We start from the raw sequence: 23,584 nt of genomic DNA on the forward strand, positions 1-23,584 counted from the left end.
AGGTAAACGATGTCAGCGTGTCCAGCGAGTGTCAACGGACCGTAATGCTACAGTTGCATATTGTGAAATTGGTGGTGCAGGTCAAGCTGCTGCCGACGCCTGAGCAGGCGGCGGCGCTGGCCGACACTTTGCACCGGGTCAACACCGCCGCCAACCAGGTCTCGGCCATCGCCTTCGCCCAGTTCGGGCTGCGCGGCCGCGAACTGCCCTTGCGGAGGCTGTGCTACGGCGACCTCAAAGCTGAAGGATTGGGCGCGCAGGCCGCCCAGCACGTGATCAAACGGGTCGTGGACGCCTACACCACCCTGCGCGGCACCATCCGCAACGGCCGCCTCGGCGGCCCGCAGTCCCGGCGGCGCCGCAAGGCCGAGTCCAAACCCATCGCCTTCCGTCCGGACGCCGCGCACACCTACGACGACCGGTGCCTATCGTGGCAGTTGGACGCGGGCACCGTCAGCATCTGGACGACGGCGGGGCGGTGCAAGAACCTGCGGTTCGCCTGCTCCCCCGACCAGGCCAAGACACTCGCCGACCACCGCAAAGGCGAATCGGACCTGGTGTACCGGGACGGCAAGTGGTTCCTGATCGCCACCTGCGAGGTCCCCGAACCGCAGCCGTTCGAGCCCGCGGACTGGATCGGGGTGGACCGCGGCATCGTCAACCTGGCCACCACCTCCGACGGCGACAACCACCAAGGCCGCCGCCTTTCCCGGTACCGGCGGTGGCAGGCCCGCAAACGCGCCGAACTCCAAGCCAAACGCACCCGGTCGGCCACCAGGCTGCTGAAGAAGCGGGCTCGCCGGGAGGCGCGGCATGCCCGGCACGTCAACCACAAAATTGCTAAGCAGGTCGTTGCCGTCGCGGCACGCACCGGACGCGGCATCGCACTCGAACAGCTGGGTGGGATCCGCGGACGGGTCACGGTTCCTCGCGACCAGCGGGCACGCCTGTCGTCCTGGCCCTTCCACCAACTCGGTGAGTTCATCGCCTACAAGGCCCGCCGCGCTGGGGTGCCGTTCATCGAGGTGGATGCGGCCTACACCTCCCAGCGCTGCCCGCGCTGCGGCCACACCGCCAGGAACAACCGTCCCACGCGGGACCACTTTGAATGTCGCCGGTGCGGCCTCGCTGGGCCCGCCGACGTCGTCGCCGGGGTCAACGTACGCGACCGCGCACGCTCGGCGTGGGTATTCGTCAACATGCCAAAACCGCCCCCACCTAGTGCGAGGGCTGGTGGATGCGACCCGTGACCGCCCCACCGTAACGGGCAGTCGGGAGCGCAAACAAAGCCCCCAAGGACCGAACGAGCAAGCCCGGTCCCTTCAGAGCCGAGTAGTTGACACAAGCGAGCGGAGCGAGAGTGTCTGGTCGCGGCCGGGGCCGACGCCGATGGCGGAGATCTGGGCGCCGGACATCTCCTCCAGGGCCCGGACGTACGCCTGCGCGTTGGCCGGGAGGTCCTCGAACTTCTTGGCGCCGGTGATGTCCTCCCGCCATCCGTCCAGGTACTCCAGGATCGGCTTGGCGTGGTGGAACTCGGTCTGCGTGGTGGGGATCTCGTCGACGCGCTCACCGTCGACGTCGTAGGCGACGCACACCGGGACCCGCTCCAGGCCGGACAGGACGTCCAGCTTCGTCAGGAAGTAGTCGGTGATGCCGTTGACGCGGGTGGCGTAGCGGGCGATGACCGCGTCGAACCAGCCGCAGCGGCGGTCGCGGCCCGTGGTGACGCCGTACTCGCCGCCGGTCGTGCGCAGGTACTCGCCCTGCTCGTCCAGCAGCTCGGTCGGGAACGGGCCCGAGCCCACCCGGGTCGTGTACGCCTTCAGGATGCCGATCACGCGGGTGATCTTCGTGGGGCCGACGCCGGAGCCCGCGCACGCGCCGCCGGCGGTGGGGCTGGACGACGTCACGAACGGGTAGGTGCCGTGGTCGATGTCCAGCAGCGTGCCCTGGGCGCCCTCCAGCAGGACGACCTTGCCGTCGTCCAGCGCCTTGTTCAGGACGAGGGTCGTGTCGGCCACGAACGGCTTCAGTCGCTCGCCGTAGGCCAGGTACTCCTGGACGATCGGGCCCGTCTCGATGCGCCGCCGGTTGTAGACCTTGGTGAGCACCTGGTTCTTCTCCCGCAGGGAGAGGTCCAGCTTCTGGGTCAGGATGTTCGGGTCGAACAGGTCCTGGACGCGGACGCCCATCCGGTTGATCTTGTCGGCGTAGGTGGGGCCGATGCCGCGGCCGGTGGTGCCGATCCGGGCCTTGCCGAGGTACCGCTCGGTGACCTTGTCGAGGGCGCGGTGGTGCGGCATGATCAAATGCGCGTTCGCCGAGATCAGCAGCCGGTCGCAGGAGATGCCCCGCTCCCGCAGCCCGTCGATCTCCTGCAGCAGGACGGCCGGGTCGATCACCACGCCGTTGCCGATCACCGGGACGACGTCGGGCGACAGCACCCCGGACGGCAGCAGGTGCAGCGCGTAGCTCTTGTCGCCGATGACCACCGTGTGGCCGGCGTTGTTGCCGCCCTGGTAGCGGACGACGTAGTCGACGTCCCCGCCGAGCAGGTCTGTTGCCTTGCCCTTGCCCTCATCTCCCCACTGGGCACCGACAAGAACGATGGCAGGCATGCCACTCTTCCTTCCCACGACGAAGGCCCCGGTCGCCGCAAGCGAAGGGGCCTCTTGCGATCAAAGCGTACCCGCACCCGCGCGGCAAGGAAACCGGAGCCCGCTGCTCAGCGGGCCCGCGGGCCGTCGGTCAGGAGCCGTTGAGGGTGTCGGCGGCGGTGGGGCTGCTGTCGCGCAGGAACGCCTTGCAGCGCTCGGCCTCGTCCTCCTCGCCGATGGCGGCGGCGGCGCGGCCGAGGGCGTGCAGGGCGCGCAGGAAGCCGCGGTTGGCCGCGTGCTCCCACGGGACGGGCCCCTGGCCCTTCCAGCCGGCCCGGCGCAGCGAGTCGAGGCCGCGGTGGTAGCCGGTGCGGGCGAACGCGTAGGAGTCGATGACGGAGCCGTTGGCGAAGGCACGGTCGGCCAGTTCGGCCCACGCGCCCGGGTAGTCCGGATGGCGCGCGGCGACTTCGAACGGGTCGACGCCGTTCTCCAGGGCCGTCCGGGCTTCGGTGTTGTCCGGCAGTTCGGTCGGAGGAGGGCCGCCGAGCAGGTTCTGGGTCATGCGGGCCATCGTAGGCAGGTCAGGCGGGTGCGGCCCAACCTGGGTCCCGCCCGCCCAATGTGGCCACCGGCGCGCCTGGTACCGGGTTCCCGCGGATGCCTACGATCGGCAGATGATCAAGCCGGATGGAATCGACACATCCCTCCCGAGCCCGGCGCGCGTCTACGACTTCCTCCTGGGCGGCAAGGACAACTACGAGGCCGACCGGAAGGTCGCCGAGGGCCTCCTGGAGATCATCCCCAGCATGCGGCTGGTCGCGCTGCAGAACCGCGCGTTCCTCGGGCGGGCCGTCCGGTACCTGGTCGGCGAGGCGGGCGTCCGCCAGTTCCTCGACATCGGCACGGGTCTGCCGACGCAGGAGAACGTCCACAACGTGGCCCAGCGGATCGCTCCCGGCTCGCGGATCGTGTACGCGGACAACGACCCCCTGGTGCTCGCGCACGCGCGTGCGCTGCTCACGAGCACGCCCGAGGGCGCCACCGACTATGTGGACGCCGACCTCCGGGAACCGGACGCGATCCTTGAGCGCGCCTCCCGCACGCTCGATCTGGACGAACCCGTCGCGCTTCTCCTGGTGGCGATCCTGCATTTCGTCCCGGACGAGGACGACGTGCACGGCATCGTGGCCCGGCTGATGGAGCGCCTGGCCCCCGGCTCCTACCTCGTCATCTCGCACGGCACCCCCGAGGCGAACCCGCAGGGGGCGTCCGACGCCGCCGACGAGTACACCAGGCAGGCCCCCCGCACCCAGATCACTCCCCGGACCCGCGACGCCATCGAGCGCTTCTTCACGGGCCTGGAACCGGTAGACCCGGGCATCGGCTACATCACCGCCTGGCGTCCTGAAGGCCCGGTCGTCCCGCCCGAGCAGGTCGGCCTCTACGGCGGCGTGGCCCGCAAGCCGTAAGGGTCACGCGACCGGAGCCCCATGTGGTCACCGGCACCGCTGGAGCCTGTTCCGATGGGCGCTTACGATCTAGCAATGATCAAGCCGGAGGGTATCGACACGTCCGTCCCGAGCCCCGCACGCGTCTACGACGTCATGCTCGGCGGCAAGGACAATTACGAGGTGGACCGGCAGGCCGCCGTGGGGCTCCTGCAGATCATGCCCACCGCCCGCCTGGTCGCCCGCCAGAACCGCGCGTATCTCGGACGGGCGGTGGCCCACCTCGCCGGCGAGGCCGGGATCCGCCAGTTCCTGGACATCGGCACGGGTCTGCCGACGCAGGACAACGTTCACAACGTGGCCCAGCGGATCGCTCCCGGCTCGCGGATCGTGTACGCGGACAATGACCCTCTGGTGCTCGCGCACGCGCGTGCGCTGCTGACGAGCACGCCCGAGGGCGCCACCGACTACGTGGACGCCGACTTCCGTGACCCCGACGCGATCCTTGAACGCGCCTCCCGCACGCTGGACTTCGACGAGCCCGTGGCCCTGCTCCTGGTGGCGGTCCTCCATTTCGTCCCGGACGCGGACGACGTGCACGGCATCGTCGCGCGACTGGTGGAAAAGCTCGCCTCGGGTTCGTACCTGGTCATCTCCCACGGCACCCCCGAAGCCGATCCGGAGGGCGTGACGGGCCTTGCCGACGAGTTCACCAGGCAGGCCCCGGCCACCCAGATGGCCTTCCGGACCCCCGCCGACATCGAACGCTTCTTCACCGGCCTGGAACCGGTCGACCCCGGCCTCGGCTACATCACCGCCTGGCGTCCCGAGGGCCCGGTCGTCCCGCCCGAGCAGGTCGGCCTCTACGGCGGCGTGGCCCGCAAGCCGTAAGGGTCATACCCGGGCAGTGGCCAGGGGGAGGGTGAAGTGGGCCGCGCCGCCCTCCAGGGCGGTGGAGCGGGCGTCCGGCCAGCCGTGGTGGACGAACTGGAGTCCTCCCCGGTTTTCGAGGATGACGTCCGCGTCGAACTCGGTGATGCCGCGCCGTGCGGCGAGTTGGGTGAGGTAGGCGACCAGGGCGCTGCCCAGGCCCTGGTGCTGCCAGGGGTCCGTGATGAGGACGGCGAGGTCGGCCCGGCCGGGTCGCGCGGGGTCGCGGATGTACTCGGCGATGCCGACGATCTCGTGGCCGTCCAGGCCGACCATGGCCTCGCGGTCCCAGTGGTCGAGGCCGTCCAGCAGGCCGACGTAGTGGTCGGGGATGCGGGGCGTCCCGGAGAAGAAGCGCGTGTAGAGGCTCGTGGACGACAGGCGGTCCGACATCCGGCGGACGCGCGGCCCGTCGGTGCTGCCGTACGGGCGGATCCGCACGTCGCCGACGCGGGCGGCGCCGCGCACATCGAGTTGCTTCATAAAACTCATTGGACCGCAGAAAGTTGTGTGAAGCAACCCGTGACGGTCAGGCGGCGGGGCCGGGCCGCGGGTCCACATCGGACGGGCCGAGGTGGGCGCCGCAGGAGTCGCAGGTGAACTCGGGGGTCAGCGTGCCGTCGCAGCCGCGGTGGCCGATGATCAGCGGCGGGCCGGCGGGGGCGTAGTGGCGGTCGCCCCACATCAGCAGGGTCATGACCGCCGGCCACAGTTCGACGCCCTTGCGGGTGAGGCGGTACTCGAAGCGCTCGGGCCGCTGCTGGTAGGGGACGCGGCGCAGGATGCCCTCGTCGCACAGCCGGTTCAGCCGGTCCGTGAGGACGTTGCGCGCCACGCCGAGGACGTCCTGGAAGTCGTCGAAGCGCCGCACGCCCTGGAAGGCGCTGCGGACGACCAGCATCGTCCACCGGTCGCCGACGACCTCGAGGGAGCGGGCGACCGAGCAGTTCTGTGACTCGTACGTGCGGGGTAGTGCCACATGCCCGACACTACCCGAGTTTCATGAAACAACGGCCCCGGGGGGACGTCCCCCCGGGGCCGTTGTCGCGGCGTAGCGCGGCGTGGTGCGGCGTCGTGCCTACTTCAGCTTCTTGCCGGCGGACTGGAGGTTCTCGGCGGCCTCGACGATGCGCGCGGCCATCGCGGCCTCGGCCGCCTTGCCCCACGAGCGCGGGTCGTACTGCTTCTTGTTGCCGACCTCGCCGTCCACCTTCAGGACGCCGTCGTAGTTGCGGAACATGTGCTCCGCGACCGGACGGGTGAACGCGTACTGGGTGTCGGTGTCGATGTTCATCTTGACGACGCCGTAGGAGACGGCCTCGCGGATCTCCTCCAGCGACGAGCCGGAGCCGCCGTGGAAGACCAGGTCGAACGGCTTGTCCTTGCCGTACTTGGCGCCGACCGCGTCCTGGATCTCCTTGAGCACCTCGGGACGCAGCTTGACCGAGCCCGGCTTGTAGACGCCGTGCACGTTGCCGAACGTCGCGGCCAGGATGTAGCGGCCCTTCTCGCCCACGCCGACGGCCTCGGCGGTGGCGATGGCGTCGCCCGGCGTCGTGTACAGCTTCTCGTTGATCTCGTTGGCGACGCCGTCCTCCTCGCCGCCGACGACGCCGATCTCCATCTCCATGATGATCCGCGCCTTGGCGCACTGGTCGAGCAGGTCGGCGGCGATGTCGAGGTTCTCGTGGAGCTCGACGGCGGACCCGTCCCACATGTGCGACTGGAACAGCGGCTCCTGGCCGCGCGCCACCCGCTCCTGGGAGATCTTGATCAGCGGACGCATGAAGCCGTCCAGCTTGTCCTTCGGGCAGTGGTCGGTGTGCAGGGCGATGTTCACCGGGTACTTGGCGGCCACGACCCGGGCGTACTCGGCCAGCGCGGTCGAGCCGACGACCATGTCCTTCACCGTGGAGCCGGACAGGTAGTCGGCTCCGCCGGTGGACACCTGCACGATCCCGTCGCTCTCGGCCTCGGCGAAGCCGCGCAGCGCGGCGTTCAGCGTCTGGCTGGACGTCACGTTGATCGCGGGGAAGGCGAAGCCGTCCTGCTTCGCACGGTCGAGCATCTCCGCGTAGACCTCGGGCGTTGCGATGGGCATTGTCAGCGTCCTTTCATACGCAGCGGTGCCGCCGGGCAACTGGGCCGGGCGGTAGCACCGGACGTCCGTGTACCCAGGTCAGTGCCCTGGTCACACGGTTTCCGGGTCGGGCATGCCGTCCGCCCTCAGTATCTCGCGTATTCGGAGTGCGATGAAAGGTACGCTCGCGGTGTGGATCTCACGACCCTTCCCCTGAACATCACAGAGTGGCTGCATCCGACGGCATGGCTGCAGCTCTTCGGCACCTTCGCGACGATCGGCGTGCTCGCCATCATCTTCGCGGAGACCGGACTGCTCTTCGGCTGCATCCTCCCGGGCGACTCGCTGCTCTTCACGGCGGGGATCCTCACGGCGGTCTCGACCGTCAACGGCCAGGAGTTCCAGCCGCTGTCGCTGCCCTGGCTGCTCGTCGGCGGCCCGATCGCGGCGATCGCCGGCGCCCAGCTCGGCCACTGGCTCGGCGCCAGGTACGGCCGCAAGCTCTTCGACCGGCCGGACTCGCGCATCTTCAGGCAGGAGTGGGTCGAGAAGGCCGAGTACTACTTCAACCGGTTCGGCCCCGCGAAGGCGGTCGTGCTGGCCCGGTTCATCCCGATCGTGCGGACGTTCCTGAACCCGCTCGCGGGCATGCTCGGCATGGATCCCAAGAAATTCTTCGTCTGGAACGCCATCGGCGGCATCCTCTGGACGGACGCCCTGTTCCTGCTGGGCCATTTCCTCGGCTCCGAGGTCCCCGACGTCGAGAAGTACATCCTTCCGGGGGTCGCGGTGATCCTCGTCCTGTCGGTCATCCCGCTCATCCGGGAGGTCCTGAAGGGGCGTAAAGCGGACCGTGGTCCGAATAAGAATGGTCCCGAAGAGTCACGTCCGTCGCTCAGCGGTGACAGTTATCGCTAACCTCCCCATGTGGGACGTCATCGGTCGGACCCTAGGGGTCTCGCGCGCATACTGATCGCGGCTTTGGCCGTGGTGGCCGCCTTGGCCCTCCTCGTCGTGGGCGGCATGGCTCTGGTCAACGCGATCTCGGGCGAACCAGACCAGAAGGGGCCGGCGACGGCCGCCTCGCCGTCCAAGAACGACGGCGACGGCGGCAGGACGTCCCCGAGCAGCAACGAGAAGACCACGCCCGCCGCCGAGGTGCCCCTCGTGCTCAGCGTCACCGGGCAGCCGACGAACGTGGTCGTCCGCATCGCCGACACGGCCGGCACCGTGCTCACCAACACCACGCTCAGCACCGGGACCAGGCTGAAGTACGACCAGGCCCCCCTGCAGGTCGTCGCCGCCAACGGCGGCTCCCTCACCGTCGTCATCTACGGCAAGGAGCAGCCGGCGAAGCCCGCCGGCCAGCGCGGCGAGTGGCTCGTCAAGGCCAAGAGCTGACCGGCCGCCGCCGCGCCGGAACCCGCTAGCCCAGCCCCAGATCGGCCACGTCGTAGGGGTGGCGGTAGGCGAGGCCCTCCGCCGCGATGCGCCCGGCGGCGCCGCGCTCCAGGATCGTCGCGACCGCCACGACCTCCGCGCCCGCCTCCCGCAGCGCCTCCACCGCCGTCAGGACGGACCCGCCCGTGGTCGAGGTGTCCTCCACGGCCAGCACGCGGCGGCCCTGCACGTCCGGCCCCTCGATGCGGCGCTGCAGCCCGTGCGCCTTGCCCGCCTTGCGGACGACGAACGCGTCCAGCGTCCGGCCGCGCGCCGCGGCCGCGTGCAGCATCGCCGCCGCCACCGGATCGGCCCCGAGCGTGAGCCCGCCGACGGCGTCGTAGGCCAGGTCGGCGGTCTCGTCCAGCATGACCCGGCCCACCAGCGGCGCCGCGGCCCCGTCCAGCGTCACCCGGCGCAGGTCCACGTACCAGGACGCCCGCTTCCCCGACGACAGCACGAAGTCGCCGTGCACGACGGCCTTGTCCTTGATCTGCCACAGCAGTTCGTCACGATCGCTCACGGGTAGAGCCTATTGACCCGGGGGGGCGCCCCCTGGAACCCCCGGTCGGCGACTCATTGCGCGTGCCCGCCGGTGACCCCGCGTCCGCGGGCGGCGGGTGCCCTGTAGGTTCGGTGGGTGATACCCGGAACCGTCGTCCTGCTGCACGCCCCCGGTGCCACCGCGGCCTCCTGGGGCGATCTGCCCGAGATGCTCCGCTCGTACGGTCTGGACGTGGTGGCGCCGGACGTCCCGGACGCGACCGGCCCCCGCTACATCGCCCGCGTCTCGCTGACCATCACCGCGACGGACCCGGTCGTGCCGCTCGTCCTCGTCGCGCACGGCGCCGCGGGCCCGCTGCTGCCTGGCATCTCCCTCGCCCAGCGCGCGGCCCACCGCCCGGTCGCGGGTTTCGTGTTCGTGGACGCCGATCTCCCGCGCCGCGGCCCGCACGACCACGACGCGCCCGAGGACACCCTCCCCATGGCGCCAGATTGGCCGGAGGCGCCCTGCGGCTACCTCCGCACCCATGCGGACCGGTCCGCCGCGTCCGACCACGGTGCGGCCCTCAGGGAGGCGCGCCTGCGCGGCTGGCAGGTGATCGACCACGAGCCGCCGACGACGGTCGCGCAGTCCCTGAGCGAACTGATGGCCGAGCTCTGACTGCTCTGACTCAGGCGTTCTTCAGGAGGTCGTCCAGGAGCGCGTCGTAGTCGTCCTCGCTGCGGCCGAGGTCCACGCGGGCCCGGTAGCGGAGGCGGAGGAGGGCCTCCAGGCTGTCCTCGGCGATGGCGACGTCGTCGGGGCCCGGGGTGAGGGACTCGGCGTCGGGCGCCGGGGCCTCGTCGGGGCCGCCGCCCATGCCGGTGCCGACGGCGCGGTCGCGAAGAGCGAGGACCACGTCGGCGCCGCTGGTCGCCCACTCGTGGGCGCCGGTCGCGTCGCCCTGGGCGTACAGCACCTCGGCGACGGCGCGGTACACCTCGGGGTCGCGGGGGCTGTCGGCGCGGATCTGGTCGAGGAGCGTGCGGGCCTCACCGGCGTCGCCGAGCTCGAACAGCGCGTCGGCGAGGTAGGCGCGCGGGTCGCCGTAGGTCTCGCCGCCGTCGTCCAGGGCCCGGCGGTACAACTCGGCGGCCCGGCCGTGGTCGCCGGCGTGCTGGTACTGCTCGCCGGCGCGCAGCAGGACGTTCGCGCGCGACACCCCACCGGAGACCGACTCGGCCAGCTCGGCCAGCCTGCGTGCCGCCGAGATGTGATCGCCGGTGCGCAGGGTGTCGAACTCCAGGTCGTCGAGATCGTCTTCCGTCACATGCGTCACGCCTCAACGCTACCCGGCGGCGCCCGGCCGAAGCGGGCGAATCGACGATGATCGTTGAATACCGGCGCGTACCTGTCAGCTCACCTGCGGGAACGTTCTAGCGCGTCCCAGAATCCGCGGCGCAGCGCGTGCCGCACCTCGTCGTGCAGCAGGAAGTCGATCGGCAGCGACGACCCCTGCAGCAGCCGCGCCTCCAGGTCGGACGGCATGCGCGGCTTGCGGGCGAGGACGGCCTCCAGCCACAGGGCGGGCGCGTCCCGGGCGACGGACTCGCCGAAGTCCTGCCCCTCCTGGTGGGCGGCCTTGACCGCGTCCGACAGGGTCGGGGTGTTCTGCGCCGGGACGGGCGACAGCTGCTGCGGCCCGGTGTAGGGGCCGTGCTGGCCACCGTGTTGAACGCCGTGTTGACCACCGTGCTGGCCACCCGGCTGACCGCTGTGCTGCGGGGGCAGCGTCTGCGGGGGCGGCGGCGGGGACGGGGCCGGGACGGGCGAGCTGCTGTACTGCGGCCCGGTGGTCGGCGGCGGCATCGGCGGCGCCGAGGGGGCCGGCATCGACGGGAGGGGCGACGGCCCGGACGTGGTCGCGGGCTGCAGCGGGGCCTGCTGGCCGCCGGTCGCGTAGGACGACCCGGTGAGGCCGCCGCCCGCACCGCTCATGCCGCCGCCGGCGCCGCTCATGCCGCCGCCGATGCCGCTGCCGCCGGGCAGCGGCATCGGGCCGCTGTTGCCGATGGAGCCGCTGCTCATCCCGCTGGTCATGCCGTTGTTCAGCCCGCCGCCCATGGCGGGGCCGAGGTCGCGTATCGACGAGGCGGACGGCACCGGCGGCCCGCTGACCGGGGACGCGGGCGGCGGCCCGTTGTGCGCGGTCGTCTGCAGGGGGCCGATCGAGCTGCCGTGCCCGTTGGACCCGCCGTGCCCGTTGGACAGGGGGCTCGTCCCGAGCGAGGAGCCGGGCGTCGTCCCGTCCATGCCGGCGAGCAGGTTGACGTAGGGGCGCAGGTGGCCGGACCCGATCTCGATGAGGTCGTCGCACTCCTGCCGCAGCACGCGGGAGATCGTCCAGTTGCCGTCGACGGCGACGTGCACGACGGTGACGCGGATGCCGAGGTCCTGGGCGTCGGTGACGACCTGCGCGAGGTCCTCGTCGCCGCTGACCACGACGGCGTCGGCGAGCGCGCCGTTGCGGGCCAGGGTCATCAGGTCGCGGTGGATCTCGGTGTCGACGCCCTCGCGGCGGCCCGGCCGGACGCGGCCGAGCCGCAGCTTGAGGCCGGGCAGGTCGGCGAGCGCGTCGTGCTCGGGCGAGCGGCGGCCCTCGATCGTGGCCTCGTACCAGTAGCAGCGCAGAAGCGGCATGCCGGTGCGTTCCCTGGCGAGGTTGCCGAGGAGTTGCAGTAGCCCGCCGAAGTCCCACGAGACCGTCTCGCGGTGGCGCGTGCCGTGCACGGCCATGGCGCCGTCCGCCAGCAGGTAGCCGGCGTCCACGAACAGCGCGCAGCGATCCATGCGGCACCGTCCTTCCTCAACACGGGAGCTCACAGCGTGCCCACTAAGACGTAGCGACCCCGGGCGCTTATAGCGTAGTGAAGCCCTGCAGCCCAGTAGGCCGATACGGCGATTCGCCACTCTTTCATGACGAGCCGCCGGTTGGCGACTCCCCGGTAACTACGAAATGGGAGCCGTCGGCGGACGCTACCAGCCGTTTCGGTCCCGCCCCGGCCTTCCACATGATCTTTACGTGAACGAGCAGGTCACAAGTTCAGGACCGGGGGTCCGGCGAAACTCGAAACCTTTCGCAGTCTCGCTCCTTGTGGTGGCTTGACCACCGACGGTCATGCATTTCGGACGCGATTTCCTTTTCGCCGGTCGAGGCTCGGGGAGGGCGGCGGCTCAGGTGATGCGTGCGCGCCCCATCTCCGACATCCGGCCGTCGTCGTGCGGAGTCTCCCAGCGCACGTTGCAGTCCCGGCCGGACAATTCGACGGTCGCGATGGCGTTGTGGAACCAGGGGCCGTCCGTCATGCGCCACCGGATGGGCGGGGCGGGCACCTTTGCCAGCTTCGCCAGCATCCGGAACGGTCCGCCCGACGCCCGCGAGTACGCGATGCGGTTCGCCCACTTGAACTTTCCCTGCAATGGGTTGCGCAGCGGTGAGCAGACGACCTGGGACACCTTCGACTGCGTGCCGGGCTCGGTGACCCGCGCCAGATAGGAGTAGTGGATGTCGCCGGAGAGGAACGAGATGCTCGCCGGTGCGGGACCGCGTTCACCACGTCCGACGGCCATGACATCGGCTGCGACGTCGCGGAACGACCTTTCGAACGCGGCCCAGTGCTCGAGGTCGGCGGCCTGGCGGATCTTCTCCCCGAGCGCCGCGCCGCGCTTGCCCCAGGCTCCGCCGGCGACGGCCTCGTTCCACGACTCCGCGTGGTGGATCGCCATGGGAAGCAGGTAGGGGAGAGAGCTCGCGATGAGGAGATGGTCCATGCCGCCCTGGCACTGGCCGTCCAGCCACTCGAACTCCTCGTCGTCGAGCATGCCGCGCCGGTCCTCGGTGAGGAGCCTGGAGCACCGGCTGTCGACGACGATGAGGCGGGTGCCTCCCCAATCGTGGGCGTAACTCCAGCGTGTACTGGCAGGTTCCTTGTCGGCCTTCTCCGCGAACTCGTCCAGGACGGCGCCGGCGTCGCCCGTCTCGTCGGACGCCTTGCGCAGCGCCTCGAAGAGCGGATCGGACGCACGGTCCTGCGGCGACAGGTTCCCGAGATGCTGGTAGATCCAGTAGGACCCGATCCCGCCGGTGATGCGCGCCTTCCACCAGGGCTGCGACCACATCTCCCGCCGCCACGCGTGGGAGGTGTTCCAGTCGTCCCGGATGTCGTGGTCATCGAAGATCGTGAAGGTGGGGACGGTCGACAGCAGCCACCGGACCGCCGGATCGCCGTGCCAGGCCAGCTGGTAGAGGTGCGTGTAGTCCTCGAAGTCGGCGGCCTCGTCGGCGGGCGGCTCGTCCGGCCCGCGCCGTCCGCCGATGAACGCGCGCATCTCGTCGCTCAACTCGTCGGCGTACACCTGGTCGCCGACCATGAGCAGGATGTCGGGCCAGGTGACCTCGTCGCCGCCGTCGCGCAGCCGCCGCGCGAACGCGGCGAGCGCGTCGTGGCCGAACTCCTCCACGGTTCCCGGTGAACGGCGGCAGGAGCCGAAGGAGATGCGCAGCCCTCCTTCCTCCTGGAGCGTCCTGATCTGGGACGGCGGGAACCCGTCGTCCTCCGGCCAGACGGTCTCGCCGTCGGCGATGACCTCGTAGGGGATGCGCGAACAGGGCGAGAGACCGTCGACCTCGACGAGCGCGTAGTGGTGGCCGTGCGCGGTGAACGTCCGCGCGGACGCGTCGACACCGTGCTCCTCACTGACGACTCGTACCTCGCAGGGCCGTTCCGTCTCCACCCAGATCGTCGCGGTGTGGTGACTCACGTGCCGGAGATGGGGCCCGAGTACCAAAGCGCTCATAAGAGGTCTCTAGCGGACCGGACCCCGCCGCGTCCACCCGAACGAGGCGGGGCCCGGCGTACGGGCCATACCGGTCCCGGAAGCGGTGGGCCCGGCCACGTGCGGAGCACGCGGCCGGGCCCGAGGAGATGGGGTCAGGAGGAGACGGCGCACTGGCCGCGGTCGGCGCGGCGCGGGCCGTCGGCGGTCGGGCGGATGTCGAAGTCGAAGATGGCCGTGGGCAGGTAGAGCGAGCAGCAGGCGTTCGGGATGTCGACGACGCCGCTGACGCGTCCCTCGATCGGTGCGGCGCCCAGCAGCAGGTACGCCTGCTCGCCGGTGTAGCCGAACGTCTTGAGGTACTCGACGGCGTTGAGGCAGGCGTTCCGGTAGGCGAGGGTGGCGTCGTTGTAGTGGTTGGTGTCGGTGCCGTGGTCGACGGAGATGCCGACGAAGCTGATGAACTCGGTGTAGCGCGGCTCCACGTTGCCCGGCATGAAGATCGGGTTGGTGGTCACGCCGTACTTCTCCATGCCGCCCTTGATGAGGTCGACGTGGAAGTCGATGTAGCCGCCCATCTCGATGGCGCCGCAGAAGGTGATCTCACCGTCGCCCTGGCTGAAGTGCAGGTCGCCGCCCGACAGCATGCCGCCGGGGACGTTGACGGGGTAGAAGACCCGCGATCCGCGGGTGAAGTTCTTGATGTCGTGGTTGCCGCCGTTCTCGCGCGGCGGGACGGTGCGGGCGCCCTCCGCGCCGACCTTGGCGAGTGCGTCCCCGGTGAGCGTCCCGGCGAGCGTGTTCTCCGGGAGGGGAGGTAGCGCGAGCGGCGGCATCCGGTTCGGGTCGGTGTCGATGAGCGCCTGCTCCCGCGCGTTCCACCGCGCCAGCAGTTCCGCCGAAGGGGCCGTGCCGAACAGGCCGGGATGGGTGATGCCGGTGAAGCGCACCCCGGGGATGTGGCGCGAGGTGGCCTGCTGGCCGTGGAAGTCCCAGATGGCCTTGTAGGCGTCGGGATAGTAGTCGGTGAGGAACCCGCCGCCGTTCTGCTTGGCGAAGATGCCGGTGTAGCCCCATCCTTGGCCGGCGATCCCGCCCGTCTGCTGCGGGATCGGCCCGAGGTCGAGGATGTCGACGACGAGGAGGTCGCCGGGTTCGGCGCCCTCGACGGCGATGGGACCGCTCAGCATGTGGCAGGGCGAGAGGTCGACGTCGCGGATGTCGTTGGCGGAGTCGTTGTTGCCGATCTGGCCGTCCGTCCACTCGCGGCATTCCATGCGGAACTCCGCTCCGGGGCGGACGGTCGCGGCGGCGGGGATGTCGGGATGCCAGCGGTTGTGGCCGGGGACGCTCTGGTCGCGCATCGATCTGGCCTGGTCGACGCTGAAGACGACGTCGGGCATGAGGATTCTCCTTCTGGAGCGGTGGAGTGGAGTCAGGGTCCGGTGGCGGGCTCTGGGGCCGCGCCGTGCGGCAGGCGTCCGGGACGGGTCGGGATCCACAGCCCGGCGAAGACGGCGACGGCGACGGCGGCGAACACCGCGGCGAAGACCGCGGACGTCGTGTAGGTGTCGGTCAGCAGCAGGAACGCGGGCAGCGTCGTCGTGCCCGCGGCGCTGGCGAGGGTCACCCACCCCGTGTAGCGGGTGAGCTCCTCCCGTTTGAGACCGAGGACGAGGAAGAACAGGAACCACAGGAACGACCAGCAGAGCCAGATGACCCCGAACGGATGGTCGCCGACGTCGAAGAAGTTGATCCCCGCGAAGGCGATCGCCGCGATCGCGACGAACAGCGAGAACCAGCCGGCGCCGGTGGTGTCGAGGCCGGCCAGCAGGCCGATGCCGATGTACAGGTAGGTGAACCCGAACAGGTAGATGCCGGACGCCGCGGTGATCGCCGCCAGGTCGTCCCCGGCGGCCACCAGCAGCAGCGTCGGCAGCACCACCTGCAGCGCGCCCACGAACAGGTTCAGGAGCGCCGCCGACCGCGCCTCGACGCGGCCGAGCATCATCAGCGCGTTGACGAAGAGCGCCGCGCCGACGTAGAGCAGGCCCACGCTTGCCACGGGATCACCTCGTTCAGGGCCGGGGGAGGAGTGCGTGCCGGGGGTCGGCGGGCCGGGCCGGGCGGGGGTGCGTCGGCGGGGGCGCCGACACGACCCTCGGTTCGTGCCGGCTGGCCTCCTGGGCGTCCAGGGCCCGGGTGAGCGGCGCACCGGGCCGGGTGAGGGACGGGGCGGTGTAGACGCGGCGGGCGGCGCCGCCGCAGTCCGCGCACGGGTTCTCGGAGCGGGCGCCGCCCATCGGCAGCGCGAGGTCGAAGGGTCCGCAGCGGGCACAGCGGTACTGATAGATCACCATGACGGGGCCTCCAGCCGCACACATTACTTCTCACAGAAACTATTCGGATCTGAAGTAATAGTCAATGGGTGGGGTGTGCCCCGGGCGGGCGGTGCACTGCCTGCGGGTTGAAGCGGCCTCGGCCGATGGCGTTGGTCGTCGGCACGAGGAACCCGTTTATTTCCGGTGGAAATTTTTTCGGCGAGGAGTAACGGTCAGGGGGAGATCTGGCACAGGACGTCGAACTCCAGCCCGTCGGCGGCGGCGAGGAACACCCGCTGCCGCAGGTGCCGGTCCCGTACCTCGACGGGCCCGCGCGGCCCGTCGTAACCGGTGCCCTCGGCGACCGCGCTCATCCGCCGGACGTCCGGCCCCCCGCTGCGCCGGAACAGTTCGCCGAGCAGCCGCACCCCCTCGTAGCAGGACTCGCCCATGCTGTTGAGCGGCGGCGCCTGCGTGCCGAAGCGCAGGTGGTAGCGGGCGCCGAAGTCCAGGCCGTCCCCGGTCGGGAGCGTCTCGAAGAACCCCGCCGCGGCGAACAGCCCGCGGGTGCCCTCCACGCCCGTCGCGAGCAGCATGTTCTCGTCCATCAGCGGGCTGAACCGCAGCTGCGGCAGGCCCGCCGCGCCGAAGGCCCGGTTGAACGCCACCGCGTCGTCGCCGACCAGCAGCATGAGGACGCCCTCGCAGCCGCTCGTGTCGATCCGGCGCAGCACGCCGCCGAAGTCCTGCGTCCCGAGCCGGACGAAGATCTCGTCGCACAGCACGGCGCCCTGCTCGGCCAGGTACGACCGGACGGCGTGGGCGGAGGCGCGCGGCCAGATGTAGTCGTCGCCGACGATCGTCCAGCGCCGGACGCCGAACTCCGCCGCGAGCCGCCGCAGCGCGGGCCGGAGCTGCCCCTCGGGCGTCTCGCCGGTGAGGAAGACCCCGGGCGAGCGCTCACCACCCTCGTACAGCGCGGTGTACACGTAGGGGACGCGCCCGGCCAGGCGCGGCGCGAGGCACTGCCGGACGGCCGAGATGTGCCACCCCGTCACCGCGTGCACGGCGCCGGAGCCGACCAGCGCCCCGACCCTGTCGGCGACCACCGGCGGCGGCGCGCCGCCGTCCACGAGGAGGAGCCGCAGCCGCCGGCCGAGCACGCCGCCCTCGGCGTTGATCTCTTCCTGTGCCAGCCGGGCGCACAGCTCGGCGGAGGGCCCGAAGAGTCCCGCGGGCCCCTGCAACGGCACCACCAGGGCGACGTTCAGGTCGTCCATAACGGGGACGGTAGCCCATGGGTGCCCAAAAATACTTTCTACGAGACGGTAATATCGGGTCTTGCGATGACTACGACAGGTGTTCCGCAGCACGAGCTGGACCTCCCGCGGGTGCTGGCGCGCGTCGAGCGCGACATCACCGCCCGGCTCGGCGCCGCCCTCAAGGCCGCCGGCTCGACCGTGGAGGAGTGGCGCGTCACGTCCCTGCTGGCCGACGGCTCGGGCCATCCGATGGCCGGGATAGCCGAGCACGCCCTGCTCCCCGCGCCCACCCTCACCAAGGTGGTGGACCGCCTGGTGTCCGCGGGCCTGGTGTACCGCCGCGTGGACGACACCGACCGCCGCCGCGTCCTGGTGTTCCTCTCCGACCACGGCCACGAGCAGGTGGCCCGCCTGACCACCGCCGTGGAAGCCGAGTGGACCCGCGTCCAGGAATCGGTGGGCCGCGAGGAACTGGCCCTACTCCGCGCCCTCCTGACCAGAATCTCCACCCACCTGCCCTGACCCGGATCAGCCGCGCAGGACCTCGGCCTCCTTGTCGGCGTCCAAGCCCACCACGGGACGGTCGGGACGCTGCGGCGCCTGTCCGCCGATGGCCTGGAGCCACGCCCACGTGTCGGCGACCGTTTCCTGGACGGGCCTGCACCGCAGCCCCGCCGCGACAGCCTTATCGACGTTGGCGCGGTGCATGGTGTCGTGGGCCTCGCCCGGTGGAAGCCAGATGGGCAGATCCGTCCACGGCTGGATGCCCGCAGCGAGGATGGTTGCTGGGTCCGTCCAGACAAGGTCGGCGTCAGACCCGGTTACGTCAATGCAGGCTCGGAGCAACTTCTCCATTGTCGTGTGATCGGGCGGGCTGACCACGTTGTAGGCGCCGTTCAAGCCCTGCCCGGCCGCGTCCAGTGCCCATGCGGCGAGGTCCCGGGCGTCGATGTACTGGAGGCCGCTGTCGCGCGGGCCGGGCGCCAGAACAGCGCCACCCCGGGCGATGCGCGTCAACCACCAGGGAAGCCGTCCGATGTTCTCGTTCGGGCCCAGGATGAGGCCGGCCCGCATCAGCAGCGCCTTGTCCCCGAACACGTCGAGCACTGCAAGCTCACCACCGCGCTTCGCCGCCGCGTAGTCGACATCGCCGTCGTCCGGGGAGCCGTCCACCACCTCGGCCTTCTCCCCGAGCCCGAGCGGCGTGGGGAACCGGTAGACGGAACGGCTGGAGATGTAGACGTAGTGCCCGACCCGTCCGTCAAGAAGGCGCGCGGAGTCGCGCACAGCCGACGGCGCACCCGACCATGTGTCGACGACCGCGTCCCACTCCCCGTCTTCGAGGGCCTTGAGACCCCCTTCGGCAGTCCTGTCGCCGTTCAACGAGGCGACGCCTTCGGGCGGCTCGTGACGCCCCCGATGGAAGACGGTCACGTCCCAGCCGCGCGCGAGAGCGTCCTCGGTGATGGCCCGACCGACGAACTCCGTCCCGCCCAGCATCAGAATCCTCATGGGAGAACCTTGCCCTCTGCGCGTCCTCTGCGGAACGCCTCCCTGCTCACAGCGGAAATCCCGGACTGTCCGACGGCCGGAGTAGCTTCCGCCCGTGACCGACTCCTTTGATCTCGTCCGCGACCTCCCCCTCGCGCTGGCAAGCCGGTCGGCGGCCTGGGACTACATCCGGGGCTTCGCCGCGATCTGGTCCACTCCGCTGAGTCCCGACGACGGGACGCCCGAGACCGAACTGACCGCCGCCGAAGAGAGCCTGGGCATCCGCCTGCCCGCCGCCGTCCGCGAGGCGTACATGCTTTTCGGCCGCCGCGAGGACCTGCACAGCAACATGCAGCACCTGCTCGACCCGGGCGACTTCTACGTGGACGACCGCAAGGAGGCCCTGGTCTTCCGCGAGGAGAACCAGGGCGTCGCATCCTGGGGCATCCTCCTGGCCGATCTGCAGCACCCGGACCCACCCGTCCGCATGCAACTCGACCTCGCCGACAAGGACGCCGAGCGCTGGACGGGCTGGCTCCCCAGCTTCTCCATGTCGTGCATCGAAATGGTGCTCTTCGAGTCACCGCAGGCCGACGACCCCGTCTGCGAATACGTCGAATGCGAAGCCGGCGACCTCGACCAGCACCTCACACGCCTGCCGTTCCCCGCCTACCCCGAAGGAGAGCAGGGCCTGACCTTCTACACGGCCCCGGGCATCCTGCTCACCGACTGCGGCGGCCCGCTCTTCATCCGCGCCCACGACGAGCAAACCCTCGACCACTACCTCGAAACCCTCCCTCTCGACTGACCCGACCGCCGCCGCGAAGACCGTCCGCGGCCGTCCGGCACCTGCCGCGGCCGGGCTCACACCTGCGGTGGCTGCGGCTATTGCGGGTGTGTCGGAATGGCCGGGATAAGGACGGTCCGTTTCGGGGCCGGGGGCCGCATAACGGGCTGACCGGGTTGGATACTGGGTGGTATTTGTACCCTGGTTGGGGGATGTCGTCGGGATTTAACTGGGTGGGGGTGCGGGGGGTGAAGTTGTGGCTATGGTCGAGTTCCTGCAACTCTCATTCGGTGGGGGAATGAGTGGGGATTGACGACTGTCTTGCGCGGATGATGACGATACCGGGGGCGCAGCGGGTGACGCTGGTGGACTGTGCCAGCGGGCTCGCCGTGGCGGCGGCGGGCCGTGAGGACATCGTCGACCAGCATGAGGACGCGGCCGGGGCCACCGACGTGGTGCGGGCGGTGCTGGCGTCGCCGGCGCTGAGCGCGACCGCGGCGGGCGATGACATCGAGGAGATCATCGTGTGCGGCGCCGCGGGATATCACCTGTTGGCCCTCTCGGGAGCCGATCTCGACGGGCATCTCTTCGTCCATTTGCTGCTCGACCGGGAGAAGGGCAATCTCGCGCTCGCGCGGCTGCGGATGCAGAGCCTCGTCCGCGAAATGGCGGACGGGTGACATGGGCGGCGACATTTGCGGTGTGCTCGCCGTGCTGGAGCGGGAAAGGGGCACCGGCGTGCTTCGGGTGGGCGACGATGGCGCGTTCCACCTTGCGGGTGGAGCCGTCGTCCATGCCGAGAGCAGGCATGTGCCCGGGGCCGATGACCTGCCGGGCGGGTCCGATCCCGAGTTGGCGGCGCTGCTCGCGCTGTTCGACGCCGCCTACTTCCTGCTGGGTTCGGCGGCCGAGCCCGTGTTCGCGGAGGAGCCGGCGGGCGGTGCCCTGCGCGTCGGCGTGGCGACGCTCGTGCACGAGCAGCGGCGGCGCCGCGCCCGGCTCGACGCGGCCTGGCCGGACGGCGGCGTCGACGCGGCGGCCGTCGTGCCGGTCCGGCGGGTGCGGCGGCAGCGCGTCATCCTGACCGGCGTCCAGGCGGAGATCCTGCTCAACGCCGATGGGCGGCGCACGCCCGCGCGGCTGGCCCGCGACCTCGGGCGGACGGCGTTCGGCTGCCTCCTCGCGGTGCGCGGCCTGGCCGCGGCGTCGCTCGTGGAGACCGGGCCGCCCGGGGCCGCCGCGCCGCAGGGGTGGGGCGAGGGGGCGTTCGAGTGGGCCGCGCCCGATCACGCGGTGCTCGACCGGCTGCGGACGGCGCTGGTGGAGCTCGGCTGACCGGACGACCGGTGAAACGACTGATCGAAAGGGTGGCGAAGGTGGCGAAACGAGCGGGGGCGGGGACGGCGGCGCGGGTCCCCGAGGCCGCGGTGGCGGGTGAGCTGCGGGCGCTGCGGGCGCGCGTCCCGCAGCTCACCGGCAGCCTGGTCGCGTCGGCGGACGGGCTGCTCATCGCGCACGACCTGACCGCGGCCGTCGAACCGACCGGGATGGCGGCGGTGACGGCCACCGGCCTGTCGCTGGCGCACCGGATCTCGCAGACCGCGCACGGCGGCGCGTTCCACGAGGTGGCGATCCGCGGGGTGGACGGCTACGTGGTCGTCTACGCGGCCGGTCCGACGGCGTCCCTCACCGTGCTGGCGGAACCGACCGTCAACGTGGGGCGGCTGCATCTGGAGTCGCGTCCGATCGCGCGCGCCGTCGCCGCGCATCTCTCGACCCCGCGCCGAAGGCCATGACAACGAAAGGGGAGCACGTGTCCAACCTCGACCTCTCGCTGAAGGACATGATGACGATCGACGGGGCGATCGGCGCCGCCGTCGTCGACTACAACAGCGGTATGGCGCTCGGTCACCTGGGCAGTTCCAAGGCCCTCGACCTGCAGGTCGCCTCCGCCGGGAACACCGAGGTGGTGCGGGCCAAGTTCCGCACCATGGAGCAGCTCGGCCTGAAGGAGGAGATCGAGGACATCCTCATCAGCATCTCCAGCCAGTACCACGTCATCCGCCCGGTGACCGGACGCAAGGGCAAGGGCCTCTTCCTCTACATGGCCCTCGACAGGTCCCGCGCGAACCTGGCCCTGGCCAGGCACCGGCTCCGCGACATCGAGGAGAACCTGGAGGTGTGACGGCGGACGGCCCGTCCACCGGCGCACACAGCGGTGGGCGGGCCGTCGTCCGTCAGCTGTTGAGCAGGCGAAGCATCTGCTGGATCTCGGCCGTCCTCGACTCGACGACGCGTCCCGCGAACGCCTTCGCGTCGGGGCTGGCGCCCTTGCTCTGCTCGGCCCGCGCCATCTCCACGGCGCTGCCCTGGTGGCCGATGAACAGGTTGAGGAAGGCCGGCTCGAACCGGGCCCCCTTCGTCTTGCGCAGGGTGTCGATCTCCTTGGCGCCGGTCGCGGGCGCGGCGCCGTGATGCAGGTGGGTCCGCGCCGCCGCATCCGACGTGGCCGGCTTGGACCATCCGCCGAGCCACGATTTGATCAGCTTCAGCTCCTCGGCCTCGGTCGCGTCGACCGCCGAGGCGAGCGTCCGCACCTGCGCGCGCTCGGCGCGGTCGGCGGCCAGCCGCACCATCTGCAGCCCCTGCTCGTGATGGGTCACCATCATCTGCAGGAAGAGGACGTCCTGGTCGTTGTAGGCGGCGGCCGGGGCGCTGGACGCCGCGCTCGCCGCCTTCGTCCGCGCCGGTTCGCCGCTGCACGCGGCCAGCGGCAGGGTCGCGGCGAGAGCGAGCGCGAGGGCGGCGCGGCGCCGGGCGGTCACAGCGGCAGCCACAGGGCCAGCGTGAACTGCGACGGCTCCCAGCCCTGGAGCGCCGTGTGCCCCTGGCGGCAGCGGAACCGCGCGCCGTTGAAGGTCACCACGTCGCCCGTCTTGAATGCCGCACCCGCCTTCCACGTGCCGCCGGACGCGGGCTCCCCGGTCGGCGCGGGCGCCGCCGGGCTGCTGGGCGCGGGCGCCGGCGGGGTCGGACGCGTGGTGGGCTGCGCGGTGGGCGCGGGCGCCGGCTGCGAACCGCCGCCGCCACTCCCGCCGCCGCCGACGTTCAGGTCGATGCAGCTGTAGAAGGCGTTCGGGGTGTCCCCGATGTTCCACACCGCGAGGACGGTGCGCTTCCCCGGGAACTTGCCGAGGTCGACCTTGTGCGTGACGACCGCGTCCGGCTGCTGGTTGCCGCCGTCGAACGCGGCGACCTTCGTCCCGCCGATGAAGTACTCCCAGTTGGACGTGCGGTGCCGCGCGGTGAACACCCACCGGAAGTCGACGGTCGTCCCGACGGAGGCGGCGGGCCAGTCGCGGCTCTCGTCCGCCAGGACGGCGAACTGGCTGAGGCCGCCGTCGCAGCTCTTCAGCCCCTTCGGGCCCTCGACGCTCTGCGGCTCGAACGTGATGGGGCCGCAGTCGGGGACGGCGCCGGACGCGCACAGCGCCTGCCGGCTCGGGGGTGCGGAGACGTAGCCGTGCGCCGACGCGGGTGCGGCGACGAGCACCGGCGCCGCGACGGCCGCCGCGGCGGCGAGGGGGTAGGCGACGGACCTGCGCATGAAGAACTCTCCCAACGAGTCGTCCCGCGGCCACCGATGTCGGTGAACCGCAATGCCGTCGGACGCTAGCGGGAGTATCCCTAAAGAAACTTTAATAATCCTCGAAGGGACCGTGAAGGCGTGCCGGGCCGCTCCCGGCAGGCCGGCACGCTGGGGAAACGAAAGGGCCGGTGGGCGATCGCGCCCCGGCCCGTGGAAACCCGGACCCAAAATAGTGTAAGATAGGCCCCACCTCGGCTCGACCCACAGCCCGTTGGCGGCCTCGTCGAGGTCGAACACCACCACGAAGCCGACG

The 23,584-nt window shown here is 70.9% G+C and carries 28 protein-coding genes; 12 read left to right on the top strand and 16 right to left on the bottom strand.

Translation table 11 applies throughout. The features are described from left to right. Positions 1 to 62: 62 nt before the first annotated feature. On the top strand, positions 63 to 1,250 hold the full coding sequence (locus ABZ806_RS23825) for an RNA-guided endonuclease InsQ/TnpB family protein (RefSeq protein WP_500219566.1): 1,188 nt from the start codon (positions 63 to 65) through the stop codon (positions 1,248 to 1,250). Between the two features lie 72 nt (positions 1,251 to 1,322). On the opposite strand, the gene ABZ806_RS23830 is transcribed toward ABZ806_RS23825, so the two are convergent. Together ABZ806_RS23830 and ABZ806_RS23835 are read right to left on the bottom strand one after the other, a co-directional pair. Further along, a complete protein-coding gene (locus ABZ806_RS23830) occupies positions 1,323 to 2,621 on the bottom strand; it encodes an adenylosuccinate synthase (protein ID WP_500219567.1) in 1,299 nt (432 codons plus the stop codon). A 130-nt stretch (positions 2,622 to 2,751) separates the two neighbouring features. Beyond that, on the bottom strand, positions 2,752 to 3,174 hold the full coding sequence (locus ABZ806_RS23835; RefSeq protein ID WP_500219568.1) for a DUF3151 domain-containing protein: 423 nt from the start codon (positions 3,172 to 3,174) through the stop codon (positions 2,752 to 2,754). Between the two features lie 103 nt (positions 3,175 to 3,277). On the opposite strand from ABZ806_RS23835, the gene ABZ806_RS23840 reads away from it, so the two are divergent. Next, on the top strand, positions 3,278 to 4,072 hold the full coding sequence (locus ABZ806_RS23840; protein WP_500219569.1) for an SAM-dependent methyltransferase: 795 nt from the start codon (positions 3,278 to 3,280) through the stop codon (positions 4,070 to 4,072). 75 nt (positions 4,073 to 4,147) lie between these two features. Next, positions 4,148 to 4,942 carry an SAM-dependent methyltransferase gene (locus ABZ806_RS23845; RefSeq protein WP_500219570.1) on the top strand — a complete coding sequence of 265 codons (795 nt, stop codon included), beginning with the start codon at positions 4,148 to 4,150 and terminating at the stop codon, positions 4,940 to 4,942. Between the two features lie 3 nt (positions 4,943 to 4,945). Here ABZ806_RS23845 and ABZ806_RS23850 read toward each other — a convergent pair whose 3' ends face one another. The 3 genes from ABZ806_RS23850 to fbaA form a co-directional block, all read right to left on the bottom strand. After that, positions 4,946 to 5,464 carry a GNAT family N-acetyltransferase gene (locus ABZ806_RS23850; RefSeq protein ID WP_500219571.1) on the bottom strand — a complete coding sequence of 173 codons (519 nt, stop codon included), beginning with the start codon at positions 5,462 to 5,464 and terminating at the stop codon, positions 4,946 to 4,948. A 46-nt stretch (positions 5,465 to 5,510) separates the two neighbouring features. Continuing rightward, positions 5,511 to 5,960 (bottom strand): winged helix-turn-helix transcriptional regulator, encoded by a 450-nt coding sequence (locus ABZ806_RS23855; RefSeq protein ID WP_500219572.1) that lies wholly within the window; start codon positions 5,958 to 5,960, stop codon positions 5,511 to 5,513. A gap of 99 nt (positions 5,961 to 6,059) precedes the next feature. Further along, the gene (gene fbaA, locus ABZ806_RS23860; RefSeq protein WP_500219573.1) at positions 6,060 to 7,082 is read right to left on the bottom strand and encodes a class II fructose-bisphosphate aldolase; all 1,023 of its coding nucleotides are present in this window, start codon (positions 7,080 to 7,082) and stop codon (positions 6,060 to 6,062) included. Between the two features lie 171 nt (positions 7,083 to 7,253). On the opposite strand from fbaA, the gene ABZ806_RS23865 reads away from it, so the two are divergent. Beyond that, positions 7,254 to 7,979: a DedA family protein gene (locus ABZ806_RS23865; RefSeq protein ID WP_500219574.1), complete on the top strand. Its 726-nt coding sequence runs from the start codon at positions 7,254 to 7,256 to the stop codon at positions 7,977 to 7,979. A gap of 72 nt (positions 7,980 to 8,051) precedes the next feature. Next, positions 8,052 to 8,462, top strand: coding sequence for a hypothetical protein (locus ABZ806_RS23870; RefSeq protein WP_500219595.1), 411 nt, complete (start codon positions 8,052 to 8,054; stop codon positions 8,460 to 8,462). 25 nt (positions 8,463 to 8,487) lie between these two features. On the opposite strand, the gene pyrE is transcribed toward ABZ806_RS23870, so the two are convergent. Then, positions 8,488 to 9,024, bottom strand: a complete 537-nt coding sequence (gene pyrE / locus ABZ806_RS23875; protein WP_500219575.1) for an orotate phosphoribosyltransferase — start codon at positions 9,022 to 9,024, stop codon at positions 8,488 to 8,490. A 117-nt stretch (positions 9,025 to 9,141) separates the two neighbouring features. Between pyrE and ABZ806_RS23880 the strand changes: the two genes are divergently transcribed. After that, positions 9,142 to 9,666 (top strand): lipase family protein, encoded by a 525-nt coding sequence (locus ABZ806_RS23880; RefSeq protein ID WP_500219576.1) that lies wholly within the window; start codon positions 9,142 to 9,144, stop codon positions 9,664 to 9,666. 10 nt (positions 9,667 to 9,676) lie between these two features. On the opposite strand, the gene ABZ806_RS23885 is transcribed toward ABZ806_RS23880, so the two are convergent. From ABZ806_RS23885 to ABZ806_RS23915, 7 genes are all read right to left on the bottom strand, one after another. After that, a complete protein-coding gene (locus ABZ806_RS23885) occupies positions 9,677 to 10,324 on the bottom strand; it encodes a tetratricopeptide repeat protein (RefSeq protein ID WP_500219577.1) in 648 nt (215 codons plus the stop codon). An 80-nt stretch (positions 10,325 to 10,404) separates the two neighbouring features. Then, entirely contained in the window at positions 10,405 to 11,835 is a 1,431-nt protein-coding gene (locus ABZ806_RS23890; protein ID WP_500219578.1) for an NYN domain-containing protein, read from the bottom strand. A 384-nt stretch (positions 11,836 to 12,219) separates the two neighbouring features. Then, positions 12,220 to 13,842 (bottom strand): alkaline phosphatase D family protein, encoded by a 1,623-nt coding sequence (locus tag ABZ806_RS23895; RefSeq protein ID WP_500219579.1) that lies wholly within the window; start codon positions 13,840 to 13,842, stop codon positions 12,220 to 12,222. A 134-nt stretch (positions 13,843 to 13,976) separates the two neighbouring features. Next, the gene (gene fmdA, locus ABZ806_RS23900; protein WP_500219580.1) at positions 13,977 to 15,224 is read right to left on the bottom strand and encodes a formamidase; all 1,248 of its coding nucleotides are present in this window, start codon (positions 15,222 to 15,224) and stop codon (positions 13,977 to 13,979) included. Positions 15,225 to 15,256: 32 nt separating this feature from the next. Beyond that, the gene (locus tag ABZ806_RS23905; RefSeq protein WP_500219581.1) at positions 15,257 to 15,886 is read right to left on the bottom strand and encodes an AmiS/UreI family transporter; all 630 of its coding nucleotides are present in this window, start codon (positions 15,884 to 15,886) and stop codon (positions 15,257 to 15,259) included. A 13-nt stretch (positions 15,887 to 15,899) separates the two neighbouring features. After that, positions 15,900 to 16,181: an FmdB family zinc ribbon protein gene (locus ABZ806_RS23910; RefSeq protein WP_500219582.1), complete on the bottom strand. Its 282-nt coding sequence runs from the start codon at positions 16,179 to 16,181 to the stop codon at positions 15,900 to 15,902. Between the two features lie 194 nt (positions 16,182 to 16,375). Continuing rightward, complete coding sequence (locus tag ABZ806_RS23915; RefSeq protein WP_500219583.1) at positions 16,376 to 17,422, bottom strand: substrate-binding domain-containing protein; 1,047 nt, start codon at positions 17,420 to 17,422, stop codon at positions 16,376 to 16,378. A 66-nt stretch (positions 17,423 to 17,488) separates the two neighbouring features. Between ABZ806_RS23915 and ABZ806_RS23920 the strand changes: the two genes are divergently transcribed. Beyond that, positions 17,489 to 17,926: a MarR family winged helix-turn-helix transcriptional regulator gene (locus ABZ806_RS23920; RefSeq protein ID WP_500219584.1), complete on the top strand. Its 438-nt coding sequence runs from the start codon at positions 17,489 to 17,491 to the stop codon at positions 17,924 to 17,926. Between the two features lie 6 nt (positions 17,927 to 17,932). Here the strand turns inward: ABZ806_RS23920 and ABZ806_RS23925 are convergent, their stop codons facing one another. Then, the gene (locus tag ABZ806_RS23925) at positions 17,933 to 18,916 is read right to left on the bottom strand and encodes an NAD-dependent epimerase/dehydratase family protein (RefSeq protein WP_500219585.1); all 984 of its coding nucleotides are present in this window, start codon (positions 18,914 to 18,916) and stop codon (positions 17,933 to 17,935) included. Positions 18,917 to 19,010: 94 nt separating this feature from the next. Here ABZ806_RS23925 and ABZ806_RS23930 point away from each other — a divergent pair, with 94 nt between their 5' ends. The 5 genes from ABZ806_RS23930 (at position 19,011) to ABZ806_RS23950 (ending at position 21,867) form a co-directional block, all read left to right on the top strand. Then, complete coding sequence (locus ABZ806_RS23930) at positions 19,011 to 19,703, top strand: hypothetical protein (RefSeq protein ID WP_500219586.1); 693 nt, start codon at positions 19,011 to 19,013, stop codon at positions 19,701 to 19,703. Positions 19,704 to 20,011: 308 nt separating this feature from the next. Beyond that, positions 20,012 to 20,362 carry a hypothetical protein gene (locus ABZ806_RS23935; protein ID WP_500219587.1) on the top strand — a complete coding sequence of 117 codons (351 nt, stop codon included), beginning with the start codon at positions 20,012 to 20,014 and terminating at the stop codon, positions 20,360 to 20,362. A 1-nt stretch (position 20,363) separates the two neighbouring features. Then, positions 20,364 to 21,017: a hypothetical protein gene (locus ABZ806_RS23940; RefSeq protein WP_500219588.1), complete on the top strand. Its 654-nt coding sequence runs from the start codon at positions 20,364 to 20,366 to the stop codon at positions 21,015 to 21,017. A gap of 41 nt (positions 21,018 to 21,058) precedes the next feature. Further along, on the top strand, positions 21,059 to 21,478 hold the full coding sequence (locus ABZ806_RS23945) for a roadblock/LC7 domain-containing protein (protein WP_500219589.1): 420 nt from the start codon (positions 21,059 to 21,061) through the stop codon (positions 21,476 to 21,478). Continuing rightward, the gene (locus tag ABZ806_RS23950; protein ID WP_500219590.1) at positions 21,475 to 21,867 is read left to right on the top strand and encodes a hypothetical protein; all 393 of its coding nucleotides are present in this window, start codon (positions 21,475 to 21,477) and stop codon (positions 21,865 to 21,867) included. Before ABZ806_RS23945 ends, ABZ806_RS23950 begins: the two co-directional genes overlap by 4 nt. 52 nt (positions 21,868 to 21,919) lie before the next feature. Here ABZ806_RS23950 and ABZ806_RS23955 read toward each other — a convergent pair whose 3' ends face one another. Further along, the gene (locus ABZ806_RS23955; RefSeq protein ID WP_500219591.1) at positions 21,920 to 22,519 is read right to left on the bottom strand and encodes a DUF305 domain-containing protein; all 600 of its coding nucleotides are present in this window, start codon (positions 22,517 to 22,519) and stop codon (positions 21,920 to 21,922) included. Continuing rightward, complete coding sequence (locus ABZ806_RS23960) at positions 22,504 to 23,289, bottom strand: lytic polysaccharide monooxygenase (RefSeq protein ID WP_500219592.1); 786 nt, start codon at positions 23,287 to 23,289, stop codon at positions 22,504 to 22,506. Before ABZ806_RS23960 ends, ABZ806_RS23955 begins: the two co-directional genes overlap by 16 nt. Between the last annotated feature and the right edge of the window lie 295 nt (positions 23,290 to 23,584).

Source organism: Spirillospora sp. NPDC047418, from assembly GCF_040643275.1.
Lineage (GTDB): Bacteria > Actinomycetota > Actinomycetes > Streptosporangiales > Streptosporangiaceae > Spirillospora.